Origin of the sequence: Anaerobacillus alkaliphilus (assembly GCF_004116265.1) — a bacterium.
GTDB lineage: Bacteria > Bacillota > Bacilli > Bacillales > Anaerobacillaceae > Anaerobacillus > Anaerobacillus alkaliphilus.
This window is the reverse complement of sequence record NZ_QOUX01000046.1, coordinates 318009-333837: the sequence shown is the minus strand read 5'-3', so window position 1 is coordinate 333837 and position 15829 is coordinate 318009. Positions and strand designations below refer to the sequence as shown.

Annotated in this window: 18 protein-coding genes; all 18 read left to right on the top strand. The window is 37.2% G+C overall.

Annotated elements, in window-relative coordinates; all coding sequences use genetic code 11:
• The first annotated feature begins 4 nt into the window (after positions 1–4).
• The 18 genes from DS745_RS16830 (at position 5) to hslV (ending at position 15792) form a co-directional block, all read left to right on the top strand.
• Positions 5–436, top strand: coding sequence for a YlqD family protein (locus DS745_RS16830; protein ID WP_241657851.1), 432 nt, complete (start codon positions 5–7; stop codon positions 434–436).
• Positions 420–938: a ribosome maturation factor RimM gene (gene rimM / locus DS745_RS16825; RefSeq protein WP_129079393.1), complete on the top strand. Its 519-nt coding sequence runs from the start codon at positions 420–422 to the stop codon at positions 936–938. The genes DS745_RS16830 and rimM overlap by 17 nt, the downstream gene beginning before the upstream one ends.
• Positions 939–1682 (top strand): tRNA (guanosine(37)-N1)-methyltransferase TrmD, encoded by a 744-nt coding sequence (gene trmD, locus DS745_RS16820; protein ID WP_129079392.1) that lies wholly within the window; start codon positions 939–941, stop codon positions 1680–1682. It begins immediately after the preceding gene.
• 124 nt (positions 1683–1806) lie between these two features.
• A complete protein-coding gene (gene rplS / locus DS745_RS16815) occupies positions 1807–2151 on the top strand; it encodes a 50S ribosomal protein L19 (protein ID WP_129079391.1) in 345 nt (114 codons plus the stop codon).
• A 133-nt stretch (positions 2152–2284) separates the two neighbouring features.
• Complete coding sequence (gene lepB / locus DS745_RS16810; protein WP_129079390.1) at positions 2285–2836, top strand: signal peptidase I; 552 nt, start codon at positions 2285–2287, stop codon at positions 2834–2836.
• 7 nt (positions 2837–2843) lie between these two features.
• The gene (gene ylqF, locus DS745_RS16805) at positions 2844–3695 is read left to right on the top strand and encodes a ribosome biogenesis GTPase YlqF (protein ID WP_129079389.1); all 852 of its coding nucleotides are present in this window, start codon (positions 2844–2846) and stop codon (positions 3693–3695) included.
• A gap of 356 nt (positions 3696–4051) precedes the next feature.
• Positions 4052–4834 carry a ribonuclease HII gene (locus DS745_RS16800; protein ID WP_241657850.1) on the top strand — a complete coding sequence of 261 codons (783 nt, stop codon included), beginning with the start codon at positions 4052–4054 and terminating at the stop codon, positions 4832–4834.
• A gap of 30 nt (positions 4835–4864) precedes the next feature.
• Positions 4865–6484: a hypothetical protein gene (locus DS745_RS16795; protein WP_129079388.1), complete on the top strand. Its 1620-nt coding sequence runs from the start codon at positions 4865–4867 to the stop codon at positions 6482–6484.
• Positions 6481–6750 carry an EscU/YscU/HrcU family type III secretion system export apparatus switch protein gene (locus tag DS745_RS16790; RefSeq protein WP_129079387.1) on the top strand — a complete coding sequence of 90 codons (270 nt, stop codon included), beginning with the start codon at positions 6481–6483 and terminating at the stop codon, positions 6748–6750. Before DS745_RS16795 ends, DS745_RS16790 begins: the two co-directional genes overlap by 4 nt.
• Positions 6751–6830: 80 nt before the next feature.
• Complete coding sequence (locus tag DS745_RS24655; protein WP_161568295.1) at positions 6831–7031, top strand: hypothetical protein; 201 nt, start codon at positions 6831–6833, stop codon at positions 7029–7031.
• A complete protein-coding gene (locus DS745_RS16785; RefSeq protein ID WP_129079386.1) occupies positions 6982–7239 on the top strand; it encodes a DUF3905 domain-containing protein in 258 nt (85 codons plus the stop codon). The genes DS745_RS24655 and DS745_RS16785 overlap by 50 nt, the downstream gene beginning before the upstream one ends.
• Positions 7240–7513: 274 nt before the next feature.
• A complete protein-coding gene (sucC, locus tag DS745_RS16780; RefSeq protein ID WP_129079385.1) occupies positions 7514–8674 on the top strand; it encodes an ADP-forming succinate--CoA ligase subunit beta in 1161 nt (386 codons plus the stop codon).
• Between the two features lie 16 nt (positions 8675–8690).
• Positions 8691–9596 carry a succinate--CoA ligase subunit alpha gene (gene sucD / locus DS745_RS16775; protein ID WP_129079384.1) on the top strand — a complete coding sequence of 302 codons (906 nt, stop codon included), beginning with the start codon at positions 8691–8693 and terminating at the stop codon, positions 9594–9596.
• A gap of 72 nt (positions 9597–9668) precedes the next feature.
• Positions 9669–10529, top strand: coding sequence for a DNA-processing protein DprA (gene dprA / locus DS745_RS16770; protein WP_129079383.1), 861 nt, complete (start codon positions 9669–9671; stop codon positions 10527–10529).
• Between the two features lie 194 nt (positions 10530–10723).
• Positions 10724–12793 (top strand): type I DNA topoisomerase, encoded by a 2070-nt coding sequence (gene topA / locus DS745_RS16765; RefSeq protein WP_129079382.1) that lies wholly within the window; start codon positions 10724–10726, stop codon positions 12791–12793.
• A gap of 59 nt (positions 12794–12852) precedes the next feature.
• On the top strand, positions 12853–14160 hold the full coding sequence (trmFO, locus tag DS745_RS16760) for an FADH(2)-oxidizing methylenetetrahydrofolate--tRNA-(uracil(54)-C(5))-methyltransferase TrmFO (RefSeq protein WP_129079381.1): 1308 nt from the start codon (positions 12853–12855) through the stop codon (positions 14158–14160).
• Positions 14161–14224: 64 nt separating this feature from the next.
• Positions 14225–15124, top strand: a complete 900-nt coding sequence (gene xerC, locus DS745_RS16755; RefSeq protein ID WP_129079380.1) for a tyrosine recombinase XerC — start codon at positions 14225–14227, stop codon at positions 15122–15124.
• 125 nt (positions 15125–15249) lie between these two features.
• A complete protein-coding gene (hslV, locus tag DS745_RS16750) occupies positions 15250–15792 on the top strand; it encodes an ATP-dependent protease subunit HslV (protein ID WP_129079379.1) in 543 nt (180 codons plus the stop codon).
• Positions 15793–15829: the final 37 nt, after the last annotated feature.

The following is a 15829-nucleotide window of genomic DNA, read 5'->3' as shown; positions in this document are numbered from 1 at the left end:
GTGCATGATGAAAATCATTAAAAAGGTTGTTGTGAAGCAAGTACTTACAGAAAATCGCAAATCCATATTGATGGATGACTTTTTAAACGAGAAAAAACAAGTGGAAAAAGAAATTAAGCAACTAGAATTTCAGCTACATAAAAAGCTCAAAGCAAGTAAAAACAACTATGAATATCAGAGTGCACTTAAGTCTTCTTTTAATAAAGAAATTAAACAGCGGAATGATAAGGTTAAGATTATTGATTTCCAAATGAATCAACTCAATGAATTAGAGATAGGTACAGAAATGAAAGAACAGACGATTGAGACTCTTCATGAAATTCACGAAGGTGATAACTGGAACGAATTGATGAATGGAACTGAAATTATTATTAAAGATGGAATTGTCTTTGAAATACGTGAAGGAGGACAAAAAACTGATGACAAAATGGTTTAATGTAGGAAAAGTAGTAAATACACATGGAGTTAGAGGTGAGGTACGAGTCATTTCCTCTACTGACTTTGCTGACGAACGATTTGCCAAAGGGGCAAAGCTTTATTTAGAACATAAAGATTTCAATGAAAAGCTTCTATTAAAGGTTGCGAGCCACCGACAACACAAAAACTTCGACTTGTTAACTTTTGAAAACTACCACAATATTAACGATGTAGTTGCTTTCAAAGGTGGAGTTTTGCAAGTAGATGAGAAGCAACTTTCAGAATTAGATGAAGAAGAGTTTTATTACCATGAGATTATTGGGTGTGATGTTGAAACCGATCAGGGCGAAGCAATTGGTAAAGTGAAAGAAATACTTGCTACAGGGGCAAATGATGTCTGGGTTATTCAAAGAAGAAATGGAGGGAAAGACCTTCTCGTTCCTTACATAGAGCAAGTTGTAAAAGAAGTAGATATTAAGGAAAAAAGAGTAGTTATTCATTTAATGGAAGGTCTTGAGTAAATGCGGTACGATGTATTAACTCTATTTCCAGAGATGTTTCGCGGAGTACTCGGAAATTCGATTCTAAAAAAAGCGGAAGAAAAACAGCTAGTTTCATACAATATAGTTGATTTTCGATCCTATTCACAAGATAAGCATCAGCGTGTAGATGACTATCCCTATGGTGGTGGCGGTGGGATGGTGTTGACACCTCAACCAATATTTGATGCTATTGATGACCTAACAAAAGATAACCCATCTGCGAAAAGACGGATTATTTTGCTTTGTCCTCAGGGAGAACGTTACACTCAGAAAAAAGCCGAGCAGCTGGTGGAGTATGATCAATTAATTTTCATCTGTGGCCACTATGAGGGGTATGATGAACGTATTCGTGAGCATCTAGTTACAGATGAGATTTCTATAGGAGACTATGTTCTAACAGGTGGAGAATTAGGCGCAATGGTAATTATTGATAGCGTAACTAGATTATTGTCTGGTGTGCTAGGCAATGAAACTTCTGCTGTAACAGACTCATTTAGTACAGGGCTTCTTGAGTATCCACATTATACAAGACCTGTTGAATTCCGTGGCTTGAAAGTTCCAGATATACTTCTCTCAGGACACCATAAAAACATTGAGGAATGGCGTCACCGTGAGTCAATTAAAAGGACATTAGAACGGAGACCGGACCTCTTAAATGAGAGGGAGCTAACGGAACGTGAAAAAAAATGGATAGAAATCTTAAATGAGGAAGATAAAAATTAAATCTAGCCTTGTAACTGTTAAAAGCTTATGATATTATATTCTTTGTGGCTTAGGCCAGTATCAAGATGTTCCGCTGCAAAGAAAATTGGAATGAGCATCTGTTAGGGAAGGAGGGAACGATACGATGAACAACATAATTCAAGAAGTAACTAAAGCTCAATTAAGAACTGATATCCCGGCTTTCCGTCCTGGAGACACTGTACGTGTACACGTAAAGGTTGTTGAGGGAACTCGTGAGCGTATTCAGGTTTACGAAGGAATCGTAATTAAGCGTCGTGGTTCAGGTATTAGTGAAACTTTTACTGCACGTAAGGTTTCTTACGGAGTAGGTGTTGAACGTACATTCCCATTACACTCGCCGAAGATCGATAAGATCGAAGTTATGCGTCGTGGTAAAGTACGTCGTGCTAAATTGTACTACCTACGCGCTCTTCGTGGAAAAGCGGCTCGTATTAAAGAAATTCGATAATCAGTTAGTAAAAAGGAGCTTGATTTTTCAAGCTCCTTTTTTCAACTATTAGCATTGTTCTATGTTTTACGCAAAGTAAAGTTAAGTTATAATAGCGTAGTATAAGTTTGAAAGAGGTAATGGGGGTTAGGTCATGTCTAGTGTTAAAAGTGAATCATGGGAATGGCTAAAAGCCGTTTTTATAGCTTTATTTCTAGCTTTTGTTATTCGGTATTTTCTATTTGCTCCTATCGTAGTAGACGGGCAATCAATGATGCCCACACTACAAAATAACGATCGTTTAATTGTTAATAAAATTGGATATACCATAGGTAAGCCAGATCGCTTTGATATTGTCGTGTTTCATGCTACTCAAGATAAAGATTATATTAAACGAGTAATTGGGTTACCAGGTGACACGATATACTATGAAAATGACATACTCTATATTAATGGAGAAGCAATTGAAGAACCGTACTTAGAAGAATATAAAGAAAATGCGTTCAGTTTGCCGTTTACAGGCGATTTTACATTAAAGGATTACACGGGCCATGATGTTGTTCCAGAAGGGCATGTATTCGTCTTAGGGGATAACAGGCAGCATAGTAAAGATAGCCGTCATATTGGTTTTATCTCTTACGACCGTGTTGTAGGAAGTGCCAATGTAGTATTTTGGCCCTTTTCTGAAATAAGAATAGCAAAGTAGGTGTAGTATGACGACGATACAATGGTTCCCTGGTCATATGGCAAAAGCCCGTCGAGAGGTAACTGAAAAACTCAAACAAATTGACGTCGTTTTTGAATTAGTAGATGCAAGGGTCCCACTTTCCTCTAGGAATCCAATGATTGATGAATTAGTGAGTCATAAGCCGCGCCTCATTCTCTTAAATAAAGCGGATTTAGCAGATCCATCAATGACAGAACGTTGGAGTCGTTACTTCCAAGGAAAAGGATTTAAAGTAATTTCTATTGACTCTCAAACAGGGAAAGGTACAGAGAAAATCCCAACCATTGCAAAAGAATTAGCCGTAGATTTATTAGAGAAATTAAAGGCTAAAGGGATGAAGCCTAGGGCGATTCGGGCATTAATCTTAGGAATTCCAAATGTCGGGAAGTCAACGCTAATTAATCGTTTAGCAAAAAAGAAGATCGCTAAAACAGGTGATCGTCCAGGGATAACAAAACAGCAACAATGGATCAAAGTAGGAAGTGAACTGGAGTTATTAGACACTCCAGGGATACTTTGGCCTAAATTTGAAGATCAAGTTGTAGGATTTCGTTTAGCTGCAACAGGAGCTATTAAAGACGAAATTCTTGATTTCCAGGATGTAGCTGTTTTTTTACTTAAGTATTTAAAGGATGAGTATCCAAATCTACTTGTGGAACGTTTTAAGCTCGAAGAGATTAACGAAGATGTAATTGAGTTATTTGATGCGATTGGTCGTAAGCGTGGTTTATTAATGAGTGGTGGTAATATTGATTATGATAAAGCTGCTGAATTAATTTTACGTGAATTCCGTTCCTGTAAAATAGGTAAGATTACCTTAGAAAAGCCAGAACAATGATAGGTGCGCCCCCATACGTGCCTTTTTTTGTTTTTATAAGGCTCTTTTCCTAAACATTGCTCCTGCGGTTACTCGTCGCACAAATAAACTGTTGCTTAAAATAATTGGAAAAATACCCTAGATGAAGATATCAGCCAATAAAATATGTAAGAAAAGAGCAATACTTATAAAATTAGTTGTGAATTCTTGGCAATTTGTGTAAAAATTCGGCTTTTGGGATTTTTACGAAAGCAACAAAATTTGCGAAAACAGCCTTTTATAAACTAAAAGGCATATGAAACTATTGATTTCGTTTAACATTTTATTTTGGATGTCGATAGTATAGATAACAAAAATAAATATAGGTAGTGAAAAGTATGAAGATGTCAATTAAGGAAATTGAAGCAGTACTATTAGAAAATGAAGATATATCAGAAGAATTTCTTTTGGAAGTTACACAAGATCAGAGAATTGGCGCACAAAAGGCTCTCTTAAAATGGAGGACAGCACAGGAAAAACAAAATAAGCTAGTTAGAGAATTTGAAGATATGCTACAAAATGAACGTGAAATTTGGGAAAGCGGTGTTCGATATATAGCAGGAATAGATGAGGTGGGGAGAGGGCCATTAGCAGGCCCTGTTATCGCGGCTGCTGTTATCCTACCAAAAGACTTCTACCTGTTAGGTTTAACTGACTCAAAAAAAGTTACCAAAAAAAATCGTGAGGAATTTTACGAAGTTATCTATTCGAAAGCAATTTCAATTGGGATTGGAATAGTTAGTTCGGAGGAGATTGATCGTATAAACATATATGAAGCTACGAAAGTTGCGATGCAAAAGGCTATTAATGAGTTAACGCTAAGCCCGGAACACCTACTAATTGATGCGATGAAGCTACCTCTGACTATACCACAAACATCAATCATTAAAGGTGATAGCAAGAGCATATCAATAGCTGCTAGTTCAATCATTGCAAAAGTGACGAGAGATAGATATATGGAACAACTAAGTGGGGAATATCCTCAATATGGCTTTGAAACAAACATGGGTTACGGAACGTCAGATCATTTAGAAGCAATGGATAAATTCGGAGTTACAAGGGAGCATCGAAGATCATTTGCACCTGTCCGCGAACGTAGCTTACTAACGAAACTATTCTAAATGTATATCCATGTCGTGGAGGTGAAGTGATTGTTTCGAACAAATATAGTTCACTCTTTACTAAAAGGATTGGATCCGATCCATCAAAAAACGATAAACTTACAATCTGGACAAATTTTTAAAGGTAAGATACTTAAACTTTACCCAGGACAGTTAGCTTCCTTGCAATTAGGCGGCCTAACACTCACTGCGAAGCTAGAAGCGGCTTTAACTGCAGGAAATCGTTATTGGTTTCAGGTACAACCTAGTGAAGGATTACCTGAATTAAAGGTAATTGAAGGCTTTAAATACGCAGCTAAAGAAAACGAAGACATCTTAAGACAATTAGGTTTAAATCATTCAAAACTTAACGAGATGATTATTAAGCACTTGGCAAGCAAAGACATTCCTTTTACTCGTGAACATATTATCTTAGGGGCTGAAGTATTGCATCGTTCAGGAAACATTGACGCTGAAGGATTGTCGATTTTAAGGTTTCTAATAGAAAGGAACTTGCCAATATCTGCTGCTACGTTTTCAGCGGTTAGTAGCTTGAGTAAAGGGGAAGGCTTAGCTAGTAATCTTGAAGAACTCTCAGCGTTACTTTCGGCTCAGCAGAGGAAAGAACCAGCCATTCAACAACTACATCAATTTCTTCAAACTATGATAAGTAAAATGAATGTACAGGTTGACCAGCAAAACATAGTTTTTTCGGAAAGTCCAACAAATAATCAGTCGCCAGAAGCTCAATTAGCACTTCAAAAACTAGGAGTAATTGATAAACAAACCACTCCAGAACAATTTTTATCACAGATTAAGGAGATGTTGGTGAAAGCTTCTAACGAGGATTTGAAACAGATATGGCCAACATTTACAAAAGAACAAATTTTACTAGAAATAAATAGAGGACGAGTTGGCGAACTCCTTTCGAAAATAGTTGTAGAGAAAGGTGTTCGTGGCGAACAGCAGCTCCAGCAGTTGCTCTCAGCCTTGGGGAATTCTGACAGTAGTAAAAGTGATATATCTACGTCATTAGCTAGTCAGTTATCTGGTATTATTAATCGTATCGGATATCAGTATGAGCGAGATATGGGTCAATACTTCCAACGTAATGAAGGAAATGAGAGTCAACTGTTGCAACTGAAATCTCTTCTATTAAAAGCACAGGAGCTTCAGTTGCCCTCAAGCATCCAAGAAAAAATGGATCTTATAATAAACAGAATTACTGGACAGCAGTTACTCTCAGCAAATCAGGAGGGTCCTATTGCCCATTATGCAGTAATGGTGCCCCTTAAATTATTTGGTAAAGCTACAGATTTAACTGTTCAATGGGAAGGAAAAAAGGACCAAACTGGTAAGTTAAATCCAGACCACTGTAGGATCTTGTTTTATTTAAATCTTGGAAATATAAAAGAGACAATTATCGATGTTCAGATTCAGGCTCGAATTGTTTCCTTACATGTAATCAATGAACGAGAAAAACCGATAAACCTACTTAACGCATTCCAGCCGCACTTAAAAGAGGCCCTTAGTCAACTTAATTATAAGCTGTCTTCTGTAAAATGGACCCAACCTATCATTGAGAGTCAAAGTAATCAGAACAGAACTCTTCCAGGTCAAACTTACTATCAAAACCAAAGACAGTATCAAGGAGTTGATATTCGGATATGAAGCAAGAAATAGACAGAAAACAGGCGGTTGCCCTTTCTTACCATTCAGAAAAGGATAGTGCTCCTAAAATACTTGCCAAAGGAAAAGGCTTTGTTGCAGATGAATTGATTAAAGAGGCAATAAAACATAATATTCCGATCCAGGAAGACTCAAGTCTTGTTAGTCTTTTAAGCCAACTAGAAGTTAATGAGGCGATTCCTGAACAACTCTATGAAGTAGTAGCGGAAGTCTTTGCTTTCATATACCGAATAGATAAAAATTCCTAACTTTTAACACCTTATCGTAAATGTCACTGTTTTGGGTAGACTATACCTACATCATACTTTTACGGGGAAGGTGTTTTTTTATGGAAATATTAAATCTGCAGCATTTTTTACAGCATCATTTTTCGGGTGAGGAAATAGCCGAAGAATTTGGTATTCATCGTCCAATGGTGGAAAAAGAGGTTATAGCGGAAATTGGACGCAATAAGAAACCGAAAGGAAAAGTGGAAAAAAATGAAAAAGCAAAGAAACTTCAATCCAAACCCCCACACTCCTCTCGATAATTGGAGTGTTGACGTCGATCCAGCTGTAATGTCCGGTGATTATTGGGCGCAGGAAGAAAATTCTCCATTGGAACAAATTGACCTTTTCGATGATGAGTATTGTGAGGAGGTTAGTGCAAAAAAAGAGCATCCTTATCATATGTTTATGCACCCTACATTAAATGTTAGCTATGGGAATTTTCGAGGTGGAAAAACGAAAAAAGACTGAAGGTTTTTGGATAAACTGGCAAATTATAAAGAAAAATGTAAAAAAAGCAGGAAAAGTGTATTTTCTGCTTTTTTTATGTATAATGTAATTGCAATACTATTTTTCAAACATTTTCGTAACTTTTTTTGAAAATAGAGGATTTAAGAATAGTGTTGTCGAATAAATTAAGTTGTGAGTAATCTATGTTTTATTAGATTATTAGTTTGCACTAGACTGAGCGGTTAGTCGATGAGGCAAACATTACTATGAATTGCATTTGATAGGAGGATGGACGATGAATATCCACGAGTATCAAGGTAAAGAAATCCTGCGTAAGTACGGCGTAAGCGTACCTAACGGAAAAGTAGCATTTACAGTAGATGAGGCAGTTGAAGCGGCAAAAGAGCTTGGTTCAAAAGTAACTGTTGTAAAAGCGCAAATCCATGCAGGTGGAAGAGGAAAAGCAGGTGGAGTAAAGGTAGCAAAAAGTATTGATGAGGTTCGTACATATGCTAGTGAGATCCTAGGAAAAACATTAGTTACTCACCAAACAGGTCCTGAAGGAAAAGAAGTTAAGCGTTTACTTATCGAAGAAGGATGCGATATTCAAAAAGAATATTATATTGGTTTAGTTTTAGACCGAGCAACTTCTAGTGTTGTAATGATGGCTTCTGAAGAAGGCGGAACTGAAATTGAGGAAGTGGCTGAACAAACGCCTGAGAAGATTTTTAAAGAAGTAGTAGATCCAGTAGTAGGGTTAACAAGTTTCCAAGCAAGAAGACTTGCTTTCAACATTAACATTCCAAAAGAACTTGTCAATCAAGCTGTTAAGTTCATGATGGGTCTTTATAAAGTGTTTGTTGAAAAAGATTGTTCGATTGCTGAGATTAATCCACTAGTAACAACTGGTGATGGGCGTGTTATGGCATTAGATGCTAAGTTTAACTTCGATTCAAATGCTCTATACCGTCATAAAGATATCGTTGAATATCGCGATTTAGACGAAGAGGATGTAAAAGAAATTGAAGCTTCTAAATATGATTTAAGCTACATCTCATTAGATGGTAATATCGGTTGTATGGTTAATGGTGCAGGGCTTGCAATGGCAACAATGGACATCATTAAGCACTATAATGGTGACCCAGCTAACTTCCTTGATGTTGGGGGCGGTGCCACTGCTGAGAAAGTAACAGAAGCATTTAAAATCATTCTTTCAGACCAAAATGTAAAAGGAATTTTTGTAAATATTTTTGGTGGAATTATGAAGTGTGACATTATTGCTAATGGTGTAGTAGAGGCGACAAAACAGGTTGGCTTAAGTCTACCGTTAGTAGTACGTCTTGAAGGAACAAACGTAGAATTAGGAAAGAAAATTCTAGAAGAGTCTGGATTAAATATTACTTCTGCTGATTCGATGGCTGATGGAGCAGAAAAGATCGTATCTCTAGTTAAATAGAAGGGCGGGAGAGTATATGAGTATCCTAATTAATAAAGATACAAAGGTAATTGTTCAAGGAATTACAGGGGCTACAGGCCTTTTTCATACGAAACAAGCAGTTGAGTACGGGACAAATATCGTAGGTGGAGTAACACCAGGTAAAGGTGGAACTGAAATTGAAGGTATTCCTGTTTTTAATACAGTAGAAGATGCAGTGAAGGCTACTGGAGCAAATGCTTCTGTAGTATATGTACCACCAGCGTTTGCGGCAGACGCAATTATGGAAGCTGTTGATGCAGGTTTAGATCTAGTGATTTGTATTACAGAAGGTATCCCTGTTTTAGATATGGTCAACGTTAAACGTTATATGGAAGGCAAGAATACACGTTTAATCGGTCCTAACTGCCCAGGTGTTATTACTCCTGATGAATGCAAAATCGGAATTATGCCTGGTTACATTCATAAAAAAGGCCATGTTGGTGTTGTGTCTCGATCAGGAACACTAACGTATGAAGCTGTACACCAGCTATCTACTAGAGGTATTGGTCAATCTACTGCTGTTGGTATTGGTGGGGACCCAGTTAACGGTACAAACTTTATTGATGTATTAAATTTATTTAATGAAGATGAAGATACGTATGCAGTTATTATGATTGGTGAAATCGGTGGTACTGCAGAAGAAGAAGCAGCAGAATGGATTAAAGCAAACATGAAGAAGCCTGTCGTTGGCTTTATCGGTGGGCAAACTGCACCTCCAGGAAAAAGAATGGGGCACGCTGGTGCAATCATTTCGGGAGGAAAAGGAACTGCAGCTGAAAAGATTAAAACACTTGAAAGTTGTGGTGTCAAAGTAGCGCCAACTCCATCTGTAATGGGCGAAACATTAGTAGCAGCTTTAGTTGAAAACAACATCTTAGAAAAGTGTATCACTCATAAGTAGTAAGGAATGCGGCCTCTTTTTGAGGCCGTTATTTTTTGATCTTGATACTATTTTACAAAAGGGTGTGAAGATATGAGTTTTAGGGAAAGACTTATTCAAATCCATGCTTGCAGAGGGGTCACATGGGTACTATTAAAGAAGTTTCTTGATTTCGATCCTACTTTGAAGAGAGTTATAACACTAAGGAAAGACGAGTTAGAACGTTATTTTTCTATGAAACCCAAACAGCTTTTGACCTTTATTGATGACTTGAAAAACAATGAAAATATTGTTGAACATTATCGGAATAATGATATTCATGTGGTGACCATTTTCGACTCTGATTATCCAAACTTACTAAAAGAAATTTATGATCCACCTTGGGTCCTGTATTGTAAAGGTGATGTATCATTACTTTCCAATAAGAGAAAACTAAGTGTCATAGGAACAAGAGATCCTTCTCGAAATGGTTTATTAAGCTTAGAAAAAATTGTTCTTCCTCTAATACATGATAACTGGGTGATAGTCAGTGGTTTAGCCGTAGGTATAGACGGAAGGGCTCATACACTTTCAATCATGAATAACGGCAAAACAATTGCAGTACTTGGGTCAGGTTTCAACCATATTTATCCTCATTGTCACCGAAATTTAGCATCAGATATAGCTTCCAAACAATTGCTAATCTCAGAATTTTCTCCAAATACACCTCCTACTAAATGGAATTTCCCTTTAAGAAATCGAATAATAAGTGGCTTAAGCAGGGGCACTTTAGTCGTTGAGGCAAGAAAAAAAAGTGGATCATTAATTACAGCAGATTTGGCTCTGCAACAAGGACGTGAAGTATTTGCTGTTCCAGGGTCAATTCTAGATGATCGTTCAGAAGGAACTCATTGGTTAATTCAACAAGGTGCTATGTTGACAAAATGTAGCGATGATGTTTTAAATGAATTGTAAACGTATATAATAGAGCTAATAAACTGAAAAAAATTTAATTTTTTTATAATTCTAAAAAGCTTGAATTTATTACCTTTATTGTCATTTGTCTCAAAAGTATGAGAAGATATTCATAATTATGTTTGACAAAATGCAAAATAGTGGTTAATAATAGGGAAGATTTTAAAATACCTCTAAGGGGGAGGAAACACAATATGGCAGATTACTTAGTGATCGTTGAATCTCCCGCTAAAGCAAAAACAATTGGGAAGTATTTAGGGAAAAAATATATAGTAAAAGCTTCTATGGGGCATGTCATTGATTTACCGAAAAGTCAAATGGGTGTCGATATAGAGGGTGGATTTCATCCTAAGTACATTACAATCCGCGGCAAAGGGCCAATTTTAAAAGAGTTAAAAGCTGCAGCTAAAAAAGTAAAGAAAATCTACTTAGCAGCTGACCCGGACCGCGAAGGAGAAGCAATTGCTTGGCACTTAGCGCACAGTTTAAAAATTGATGAAAAATCAGATTGTCGCGTAGTATTCAACGAAATTACAAAGCAGGCAATTAAAGATGCTTTCAAAACACCAAGGCCAATAAACATGGACTTAGTCGATGCTCAGCAAGCAAGACGTGTTCTTGATAGGCTAGTTGGTTATAATATAAGCCCACTATTATGGAAGAAAGTAAAGAAGGGCTTAAGTGCAGGAAGAGTGCAATCTGTTGCCGTTAAGATGATTATTGATCGTGAAAAAGAAGTACAATCCTTTATTCCAGAAGAATATTGGTCGATCTCGGCATCCTTTAAAACAGAAAAAGACAGTTTTGAAGCTAAATTCTACGGGATAGATCAAAAGAAAGCAGAGTTAAAGTCCGAGAACGATGTAAAAGACGTACTAAGCAGACTAAATGACTCTTTCGTTGTTGAAAATGTTACCAAAAAGGAACGTAAGCGGAACCCAGTGTTACCTTTTACGACATCATCACTTCAACAGGAAGCTGCGAGAAAACTTAACTTTAGAGCAAAGAAAACCATGATGATTGCTCAGCAACTTTATGAAGGAATTGATATCGGGAAGGAAGGTACTGTCGGGTTAATTACATACATGAGAACTGACTCTACAAGAGTATCTGAAACAGCGCAAGCAGAAGTAAACGAATACATTCAAACAAACTTCGGAGCTGAATATCTTCAAACTGAAAAGCGACAAGTGAAGAAAGATAAAAAGGCTCAAGATGCTCATGAAGCAATTCGTCCAACTTCTGTTTTTAAAGATCCGAAATTTGTAAAAAGTTATTTAAGTAGAGATCAGTTTCGATTATATAAGCTTATTTGGGACCGTTTAGTAGCGAGTTTAATGGCACCTGCAATATTGGATACCATGAGTGTTGATATTAATAATAATGGGGTTACTTTTAGAGCAACAGGCTCTAAGATTAAATTTCCTGGTTTTATGAAGGTATATATCGAGGGTAATGATGATGGAAAAAAAGAGGAAGATCGGTTATTACCACATCTTGAAGAAGGTATGTCGGTTGACAAAGAAAACATAGAACCTAATCAGCATTTCACACAGCCGCCACCTCGTTACACGGAAGCTAGATTGGTTAAAACTTTGGAAGAGTTAGGAATAGGTAGACCATCTACCTTTGCTCCAACGTTAGATACGATCCAACGAAGAGGTTATGTTGCTTTAGAAGATAAGCGTTTTATCCCTACTGAGTTGGGGGAAATTGTCTTACAGTTAATTAGTGAGTTCTTTCCGGAAATATTGGATGTTGAATTTACTGCTAAAATGGAAAGTGATCTCGATTCGATTGAAGAAGGCCAAACAAATTGGGTTAGTATCATTGACCATTTCTATCAAGATTTTGAGAAACATTTACAAATTGCTGAAGAAGAAATGAAAGAAGTAGAAATTAAGGATGAACCTGCTGGCGAAGATTGTGAGCTGTGTAGTCATGAAATGGTCTATAAAATGGGAAGATACGGTAAGTTTATGGCTTGCTCAAACTTTCCTGATTGCCGAAATACAAAAGCTATCGTAAAAGACATTGGTGTCAAGTGTCCTACTTGTCATGAAGGGAACATCGTTGAAAGAAAAAGCAAGAAACGTAGAACCTTTTTCGGCTGTGATAACTATCCAAGCTGTGAGTTTATCTCTTGGGACAAACCAATTTCTAGACCTTGTCCAAAGTGTAATGAGATGTTAGTTGAGAAAAAGACGAAAAAAGGCGTTAACGTTCAGTGTACAAAATGTGATTATGAAGAAGAAACAAATTAACTGTTTCTTCTTCTTTATGAAAAATATAGTGGTATAATGTTTTATTGGAGGAATACATTTTGACAGAAATTAAAGTAAACGTAATTGGTGCAGGCTTAGCAGGAAGTGAAGCTGCTTGGCAGATAGCCGAACGCGGAATTAAAGTTAGATTATACGAGATGAGACCTGTGAAACAAACACCAGCTCATCATACAGATAAATTTGCAGAACTAGTATGCAGTAACTCATTGAGATCCAATGCATTATCTAATGCAGTTGGAGTGTTGAAAGAAGAGATGAGACAATTACAATCAGTTATCATCCGATCTGCAGATGATTGTGCGGTTCCAGCAGGTGGAGCGTTAGCTGTAGATCGTCATGAATTTGCAGGGCTTGTGACAGAGCGTGTGAAAAATCACCCACTCGTTGAAGTGATTAATGAAGAGATAACTGAAATACCGCAAGGCCCAACAGTAATCGCCTCTGGTCCCTTAACGTCAGAGAAGCTCTCTCAACAACTAAAGGACTTAACAGGTGAAGACTATTTATACTTCTACGATGCAGCGGCTCCAATTCTTGAAGCAGATAGTATTGATAGGGAGAAAGCTTACCTTAAATCACGCTATGATAAAGGGGAAGCAGCTTACTTGAACTGTCCAATGACTGAAGAGGAATTCGACAGATTTTACGATGCTTTAGTAAGTGCAGAGACGGTCCCTTTAAAAGAATTTGAAAAAGAAATCTTTTTTGAGGGTTGTATGCCAGTAGAAGTTTTAGCTCGTAGAGGAAAAAAGACGCTTTTGTTTGGCCCGATGAAGCCAGTAGGCTTAGAAGATCCGAAAACAGGGAAACGTCCTTTTGCAGTTGTTCAATTAAGACAGGATAATCAATCAGGTACTCTCTATAACATTGTTGGGTTCCAAACTCATTTAAAATGGGGACCTCAAAAAGAGGTTTTACAGCTAATCCCTGGTCTTGAGCAGGCTGAAATTGTTCGTTATGGGGTTATGCACCGAAATACATTTATTAATTCGCCAAAGCTATTATTACCAACCTATCAATATAAGGCAAGACCAGATCTGTTTTTCGCAGGACAAATTACCGGTGTTGAAGGTTATGTTGAATCAGCAGCAGCTGGTTTACTAGCAGGCATTAATGCTGCAAGATTTGTGCAAGGTAAGGAAATGGTCGTGCTACCTGAAGAAACTGTGCTTGGAAGTATGGCAAACTATATTACTACTGCCAATGAAAAAAACTTTCAGCCAATGAATGCTAACTTTGGTTTATTGCCACCAATTGAACCAAGAGTCAAAAATAAAAAAGAACGTTATGAACAGTTAGCTACTAGGGCATTAGATACAATTCAGAATTTTGTGAAAAAAATGTAAATTCACTTGCTTCTTTCTAAATTTTGTGGTAAAGTTTAGAGGCTCTAGTGAGGTGAGAACGGCAATGTCAAATCAAGTAATAGAAATTGAAACGTTTATCCGTTTTTTACAGGTTGAGAAAAATGTTTCTCAGCATACTGTATACAATTACAAAAAAGATATTGAGCATTTCTCATTTTTCATGAAGCAGCATAGCATAATTAGTTACGCTGCTGTTTCTTATGCATTCGTGAGGCTTTACCTAACGGAGTTGTATGCGAACAACTACAAAAGAAAAACGATTGCACGGAAAATATCATGTATGAGAAGTTTCTATAAATTTCTAATGACAGAGGAACGCATTACCGAAAATCCGTTTGCTCTAGCAAGTACGCCAAAACAGGAAACTAGGCTACCGACTTTTTTATATGAAGATGAAATAAAAAAGTTATTTTCTGTTTCGGATCTAACCACACCGTTGGGCCAGCGAAATCAGGCACTACTTGAACTCCTTTATGGTACAGGAATTCGTGTTAGTGAATGTTGTAATTTAAAAATACAAGATGTAGATTTTCAGATTGGGACTATTTTGGTGCTAGGTAAAGGGCGGAAAGAACGCTACATACCAGTTGGAAGCTACGCTCTAGATGCATTATATACATATATAAATGACGGTAGAAAAAAATTGCAGAATAGCGACCAAGAGCAACTTGGAGTTTTCCTGAACTATCGTGGTCAGCCACTTTCAAGAAGTGGGGTTAGAAAAATATTAGAAGACATTGTTGGGAAAGCTGCAGCAACTTACCATATTAGTCCCCATGTTCTTCGTCATACTTTTGCAACACACATGCTAAATGAAGGTGCTGATATGAGAAGTGTTCAAGAATTGTTAGGGCATTCTCATTTGTCATCGACACAAGTATATACACATGTTACAAAAGAACATCTGAAGCATGTGTACAACAACTTTCACCCTAGAGCTTAAGATAGTTAGAGAACGTTAAAAAACTACATTTTAATGTTTCGAAAGGGAAAATATTGAGTAACCAATAAAGCTTATGTGTGCCGCTATCAGGCGGTTTCCGCTTTTCGTATGAAGGAGGGTTTATTATGGAACATTCATTCCATGCTACGACAATTTTTGCTATTAACCATGATGGAAAGTGTGCGATGTCAGGTGATGGGCAAGTTACGTTTGGAAATGCAGTTGTGATGAAACACACAGCTAGGAAAGTTCGTAAATTATACAATGGGAAAGTATTGGCTGGTTTTGCAGGTTCTGTAGCAGACGCATTTACTTTGTTTGAGAAATTCGAAGCGAAACTAGAAGAGTATAATGGAAATATTCAGCGAGCAGCTGTTGAATTAGCAAAAGAATGGCGTAGTGATAAAGTTTTAAGAAGACTTGAGGCAATGCTAATTGTAGCTAACTCCGAAAATATCTACCTTGTTTCTGGTACTGGTGAAGTCATTGAACCTGACGACGGTGTCTTAGCCATCGGTTCAGGTGGAAATTACGCCCTTGCAGCAGGTAGAGCACTAAAACAGCATGCACCTCACCTAGATGCAAGTCAAATCGCTATGGCAGCGCTCCAAACGGCTGCAGACATTTGTGTATATACGAACAATAATATCATTTTAGAAGAACTTTAATTTTTTTACGGAAGCAGTCCTTTTAAGGCTTACTACT